At 39.2% G+C, this 7,106-nt stretch carries 5 protein-coding genes and 1 riboswitch; all 5 genes read left to right on the top strand.

What is annotated here, in order from left to right; all coding sequences use genetic code 11:
- The coding region (gene nadE / locus AC06OU_RS09435; RefSeq protein WP_475855407.1) for an ammonia-dependent NAD(+) synthetase at positions 1–547 on the top strand (547 nt) is incomplete at its 5' end.
- Between the two features lie 175 nt (positions 548–722).
- Positions 723–1,673, top strand: a complete 951-nt coding sequence (locus AC06OU_RS09440; RefSeq protein ID WP_475855409.1) for an AAA family ATPase — start codon at positions 723–725, stop codon at positions 1,671–1,673.
- A gap of 389 nt (positions 1,674–2,062) precedes the next feature.
- Positions 2,063–2,875 (top strand): DUF58 domain-containing protein, encoded by an 813-nt coding sequence (locus AC06OU_RS09445; protein ID WP_475855410.1) that lies wholly within the window; start codon positions 2,063–2,065, stop codon positions 2,873–2,875.
- Positions 2,872–5,070 (top strand): transglutaminase-like domain-containing protein, encoded by a 2,199-nt coding sequence (locus tag AC06OU_RS09450; protein ID WP_475855411.1) that lies wholly within the window; start codon positions 2,872–2,874, stop codon positions 5,068–5,070. Before AC06OU_RS09445 ends, AC06OU_RS09450 begins: the two co-directional genes overlap by 4 nt.
- A 35-nt stretch (positions 5,071–5,105) precedes the next feature.
- A riboswitch (purine riboswitch) is annotated at positions 5,106–5,207 on the top strand.
- Between the two features lie 140 nt (positions 5,208–5,347).
- Entirely contained in the window at positions 5,348–6,901 is a 1,554-nt protein-coding gene (guaA, locus tag AC06OU_RS09455) for a glutamine-hydrolyzing GMP synthase (protein WP_475855415.1), read from the top strand.
- Positions 6,902–7,106: the final 205 nt, after the last annotated feature.

Consider the following 7,106-nt stretch of genomic DNA (forward strand, 5'->3'; position numbering starts at 1 on the left):
TCGTCAGGATGCATTGAACTTTATTCAGCCAAGCAAACGTGTAACCATTAATATTAAGGAAGCAGTAGACGCAAGTGACCGTGCATTGAAGGAAGCTGGTATCACCCTCAGTGATTTTGCTAAAGGGAACGAGAAGGCGAGAGAGCGTATGGAGGCTCAGTATTCTATAGCAGCGACATATAATGGTGTTGTGCTAGGTACTGATCATGCTGCTGAAGCTGTCACTGGTTTTTATACTAAATATGGTGATGGTGGAGTAGACTTAACTCCAATTTTCCGTCTCAATAAAAGACAAGGGAAGCAATTACTAAAGCATTTAGGTGCTCCTCAGCATCTATACACTAAAGTTCCGACAGCCGACCTTGAGGAAGATCGCCCAGCTTTACCGGATGAGGTTGCACTTGGGGTGAGCTACGATGATATTGATGATTACCTAGAAGGTAAGAATGTGTCTCCAGAAATAGAAGAGAAAATCGTTGGCTTCTATGATCGTTCTGAACACAAACGACAATTACCGATAACAATTTTTGACGACTTCTGGAAATAAATAAAAGCATGGAATCTCTTATCATAGAGACTCCATGCTTTTTGTTTTGATCAGATATTTTGAGGCTACTGAAAAAGTAATTTAAATTGTTTTATCTTCCTTTTTTGGTTATGCTTATACTGTATTATAAAAATTTTCTAACTAATCATTTAATGATAATTTTGGGGGAAAGCAGATGAATGAAAAATTACAGATAGAAGCAATTATTTCTAATATAGAAAAAGTAATGATAGGGAAGAAAGACATTGCAGAATTAGCAGTTGTATCCCTTTTGGCAGATGGACATGTATTGCTCGAGGATGTTCCTGGAGTGGGAAAAACCATGATGGTTCGTGCGCTAGCTAAATCTATCGGGGCAGATTTTAAAAGAATTCAATTTACTCCTGACTTATTACCATCCGACGTATTAGGAGTCTCCATATATAATCCCAAGGAAATGGAATTTGAGTTTCGACCAGGACCTATTCTAGGGAACATTGTGTTAGCAGATGAGATCAACCGTACGTCCCCGAAAACACAGTCAGCGTTACTAGAAGGTATGGAGGAAGCTTCCGTTACAATTGATGGCATTACAATGCCGCTTCCAAAGCCATTTTTTGTCATGGCTACCCAAAATCCAATTGAGCATGAGGGTACATACCCTTTACCTGAGGCTCAGCTAGACAGATTTTTATTGAGATTAAAGATGGGCTACCCTAATCAACATGAAGAAATTGAAGTATTAAATAGATTAGAGCATGCATCTCCTATTGATAGCCTCCAGCCAGTAGTTTCTCTTGAAGAGCTTATTCACCTGCAGGAACAAGTAAAAAATGTTAGCGTAGATTTGACAATGAAGGGATATATTGTGGATTTAGCTAATAGAACACGAGTAGATACTTATGTTTATCTTGGAGTGAGCCCTCGAGCATCCATTGCATTGATGCGTGCCTCTCAGGCCTATGCCTTACTACAGGGCCGAGATTACGTGATTCCAGATGATATTCAATATTTATTACCATTTGTTTTTGGGCACCGTGTTATTCTTCGTCCTGAGGCAAGGTATGATGGTATTTCTTCTGAGGAAGTACTTTCCCGTATTGTTAAACGAACTCCTGTCCCTATAAAGAGGAAGGTACACGGATGATTCAGCGGGCAGAAGGATTAAAGAAGTATAAAGGTTTTATTGGTATCCTTCTTCTCTTGGTGGTGGCATTTGTGTATGCAATGTTTCAGGGGGGCTTCGTCAGTTGGTTTCTTTTTTACCTCATTGTTCCTCTCTCTATATACTCAATTCTACTGTTTTTTTACCCACTCTCTAAGATAGAAGCAGAGAGGATAATTGAAACACGAAAAGTGTATAGCGGGGGAAGATTTTCTGCCACGGTCAGGGTGACAAGAAATAATCGTTTTCCTCTGTTGTTTGTGTGGTTTGAGGAAAGGGTCGGACCTTCTCTGAGGCACACAGGGTCAAGGAGACAGCTTGTTTTTTGGGGAATAAAAAAAGAGTTTACCTGGACGTATGAAATAGAACATATGCCACGCGGTGAGCATGTATTAGAGGGGACAACAATTGAAGTAAGCGATCTGTTTGGATGGATGAAAAAAAGTATTTTTATTTCGAATCCAAAAACCTTACTAGTCTTTCCGAATCTAACGGATATGATTTATATTCCAATGGAAACTAGATACGATCAGGGAGCAGCTGCATCAAGAATTCAGGTGATGAAAGATACGACGATGGCAACAGGGGTACGTTCCTATCAGCCTGGAGACCGAGTTTCTTGGATACATTGGAAGTCATTTGCCCGTACCCAAACTCTTAAAACTAAGGAATTTGAAGATCGTCAATCTCAGGATTTGTTCATCTTAATCGATCGAACGTTGACTCCTATGTTTGAGGACGTCGTAGATTTATCTGCCTCTATTATGCAGGCCATTGTTCGCCATCAAGCGAGCAGTGCTTTTTTATCTCTTGGAGAAGATCGTTTCTTCTTGCCAAATGTAGAGAATGAGACCCAGCTACATCAAGTCTTATATCATCTAACGAAAGTGCAACCTGATTTAAACAAGCCTATTGACCAAGTCATATCTCAGGAGCCAGCATTAGCTCAAGCAACTTCGTTATTATATATAACAAGTGAGCTAACACATGAGTGGATTGATGGGATAAACCGTAACGCAGGGAACCTACGTTTATGTAGGTGCTTTGTCGTAAAAAACAAAAACGAGAAACCAAATAAAAATGAAACTGCACTGTACCAATACGCGAAAAGTAGAGGAGTAGACGCTCATAATATTACAAAGGACCGTTTTGCCCAAGCGTTTATGGAGGTGAATCGTTCATGAAAGATAACTACTTACAAGGAATCATTTCCTTCCTAATTTATACGTTCACCTGTTTTTTAATAGTAGAATGGTTGAAGCCGGTTATGGAATTGACTAATACCGACCACTTGTCATTGTTTGTCATATATCTGTCTGTATCCTTCTTTTTTTACTTTATAAAGCTTAACTGGAAGTTTACGATACCGATAAAGCTAGTGTTTATCAGCTGGACTATTGTTTATATCTACACGGATTATTCTTTTTTTTCAAGAGATTCATTGAGTTATTTAAGCCAAGAGCTCCAGCACAATATTGTCTCTATTTTTAGCCAGGAATGGGGAGCAATAACAGACCCGTTTCGGACCTTTTTGTTTTTTGTCCTACTTTGGATGACTACCTATTTACTAAATTACTGGATCACCATTAGAAAGTCACTTTTATTGTTTATCATACTGACCGTTTTATTTATAACTATTTTAGATACATTCAGTCCATACAATGCTAAAAATTCTATAGTCATTACTTTAATATCTGGGTTTATTATTATGGGGTTACTCTATATTCAAAAATTATTAAAAGAAAATCAAGTCTCCATTAAAGGAACCTTTGTCACAGCTTCTATTACTAGCTTAATTGGGTTAGTAATGATCAGTGGTATAACGGCTTATGCAATGCCAAAAGCAGGTCCTATATGGCCCGATCCCGTCCCTTTTTTCACTACCTCAACACTTGAAGTGGATGAGCGTGAAGGGAATGGAACTAGTGTAAATGGTGTGAAGAGGGTTGGCTATGGAGAAAATGATGAACAGCTGGGAGGAGCCTTCCAAAGTGATGATACGCCTGTTTTTTGGGCAAAGACAGATACCCCGCAATACTGGAAAGTTGAAACCAAAGATACTTATACCTCTAAAGGTTGGGTACAATCCGAGGAAGAGACACCTTTACTAAGCTTTGGGAGTGGAGAACTATTTGAAACGGATTTCCCACCCGGAGCAGAAGAATATACGGAGGAAGCTAATATAATGTTGGCGCAAGAATTTCCATTAATTCTTCAGCCTTATGGTATGAAAAGCATACAAACGAATGAAGAAGCTTTGTTTACAAGTAATCCACTAACCCAAAAAATTTCTGTTCTTAATAGCAGTAATTCTGTTCTATGGGATTACAATGTGACATTTAGTGAGCCTAGTTATAGTCTTAAAGCGATGCGGGAAACCTCTGTAGAAGATTTAAGTTTGGTACCTGCTGAATTGCAGCGATATTTACAGCTGCCTGACACACTACCAGAGAGAGTAAAGGAGCTTGCCGTCAGCATTACGGAAGATCGGATAAGTCTCTATGATAAGGCACTTAATATTGAACGCTATTTCAGAGGAAATAACTTTAGCTACAATCAAACGATGGCTGCGGTTCCAAGGGGCGACACCGATTATGTAGATCAGTTTTTATTTGAAACGAAGGTAGGCTATTGTGATAACTTTTCAACTTCCATGGTTGTCCTTCTTCGCTCCCTTGATATCCCTGCACGATGGGTTAAAGGGTTTGCTCCTGGAGAACGAGCGAATGTAGAAGGTCTTGGAAGTGTTTATGAGGTTACGAATAATAATGCACACTCGTGGGTAGAGGCTTATTTTCCAAAAGTGGGATGGATAACATTTGAGCCAACCATTGGCTTTTCCTCAAGTGCCAATGTTATATACGATATAGAGTCACAGACTGATGAACCTCAGACTCCAGAACAGCAGGAGGAGAAACAAGAGGAGCAAGCTGCAACAGGAAAAAATGATGAAGATGTTTCCTTTAGCTTAACGACCTTCCTTCAAGATACTTTAGAATGGATCTTGGAAAGAAAGGCAGCTATCATTTGGGGTCTTATAATTCTTGGGATCATAAGCCTGTTTGCTTATAGCCGTCGTGGAAAGTGGTTACCTAAGGTATTAATACCAGTGGGTAGAATGCGTAAGAAGGATTGGAACTCTTTCGAGAAAATGTATCATCAACTTCTACAGCAGCTAAGTCTCCATGGAATGCGGAGAGAGCAAGGGCAAACCTTATTGGACTTTGCTAAAAAAGTGGACAAGGATATCGGTACCAACCATATGACTGATCTAACCAAGGTGTATCAACAGGGCTTTTATGGGAACAATAAAAAGGAACTTAATTATGCGTCGATTAGAGAAAGTTGGGAATATTTAATCAATCGTATAAGCGGTTGATTTTACCCTCAACAACCTGTAAACTGAAGTCAAATTAAATTTGACCAAGTTGCCCTCGTATATGTCCGATAATATGGTTCGGATGTTTCTACCAAGTTACCGTTAATAACTTGACTATGAAGGTGAATGCAGTCATGTCTTTTTTAAGGACATCTGCATTCACCTTTTAATGTAGAAAGCAAAAACGCGTAGAAAGAGGAACTTTCGCACGCGTTTTTTTAATACGTATTGGGTTTAACGGATTGGGATAAATATATATAGAAGAGGTGGAATGCATATGTCTTCAACTCCATTGTTGAAAGAACAAGAAAAAATTGTCGTTCTAGATTTCGGCAGTCAGTACAATCAGTTAATCACTCGTCGGATTCGTGAGTTTGGAGTGTATAGTGAATTACATCCCCATACTGTAACTGCCGAGGATATTAAAAAAATGAACGCCACTGGTATCATTTTTTCAGGTGGACCTAACTCTGTATATGATACGAATGCTTTTCATATTGATGAAGCAATCTATGATTTGAATATACCTATTCTGGGAATTTGCTATGGTATGCAGTTAATGGCTTATCAATTTGGCGGAAAAGTAGAAAAGGCTTTTTCAAGAGAATACGGTAGAGCTGAGATTGACATTAAGAATCCGACAGCATTATTTGGCGACCTTCCTTCTAAGCATGTAGTTTGGATGAGTCACGGAGATCACGTAACTGCTGCACCAGAAGGCTTTGAAGTGATTGCGACAAGTCCGTCTTGTGATGTTGCTGCAATGGCAAATGTTGAAAAAGGCTTATATGCGGTACAATTCCACCCAGAAGTACGTCACTCTGTATATGGGCTAGAGCTACTTCGCCAATTCGTATTTGACGTTTGTAAGTCAAAAGGCGATTGGTCAATGGAAAGTTTCATTGAAATGGAAATCGAAAAAATTCGTGAAACAGTTGGGGACAAGAAAGTTCTATGTGCGCTAAGTGGTGGAGTAGATTCCTCAGTAGTTGCAGTTTTAATCCATAAAGCAATTGGTGACCAGCTTACTTGTATGTTCGTAGACCATAATCTACTTCGTAAAGATGAAGCAGAAGGTGTAATGAAAACCTTCTCTGAGGGCTTCAATATGAACGTTATAAAAATAGATGCGCGTGAGCGTTTTATGAATAAATTAGCTGGAGTTTCTGATCCAGAGAAAAAACGTAAAATTATTGGTAACGAATTTATTTATGTGTTCGATGATGAAGCATCCAAGCTAGAAGGCATGGACTTCCTTGCACAAGGGACACTATACACAGACATTATCGAAAGTGGAACAGCTACCGCTCAAACAATTAAATCTCACCATAACGTTGGTGGACTTCCAGAGGATATGCAGTTCAAACTAATCGAGCCTTTAAAAACTTTATTCAAAGATGAGGTTCGTGCATTAGGCTCAGAGCTAGGTTTAGCTGATGAAATCGTATGGCGCCAACCATTCCCTGGTCCTGGACTAGCTATCCGAGTTCTAGGAGAAGTAACAGAAGAAAAACTAGCAATCGTACGTGAGTCGGATGCAATCCTACGCGAAGAAATTGCTAAAGCAGGTCTAGATCGCGATATCTGGCAATACTTCACTGTACTTCCTGATATCCGTAGCGTTGGTGTAATGGGTGACGCAAGAACCTACGATTACGCAATCGGTATCCGTGCAGTTACCTCTATAGACGGTATGACATCTGACTGGGCACGTATCCCATGGGACGTACTAGAAAAGGTATCAGTTCGTTTAGTAAACGAAGTACCACACATCAACCGCGTGCTGTATGACATTACGAGTAAGCCACCAGCGACGATTGAGTGGGAATAGGATTGAATTACACTTAGAAAGCCTGATTTGATAGGTTTTCTAAGTTTTTTTATTTAAATAGAGACCAAAAAATGTTTAAGTAATAATTTTTAAAAAATGAAAATAAAAAGTAAAGACTTGTGTAGAATAGCATATAAATGAGAAAGAGCAAAACAACTAGTTACTGTAGGTGGTAAAAAGTAGTTTTAGAACAATAATAACTGTA

The sequence above is a fragment of the Psychrobacillus sp. genome (assembly GCF_056205495.1).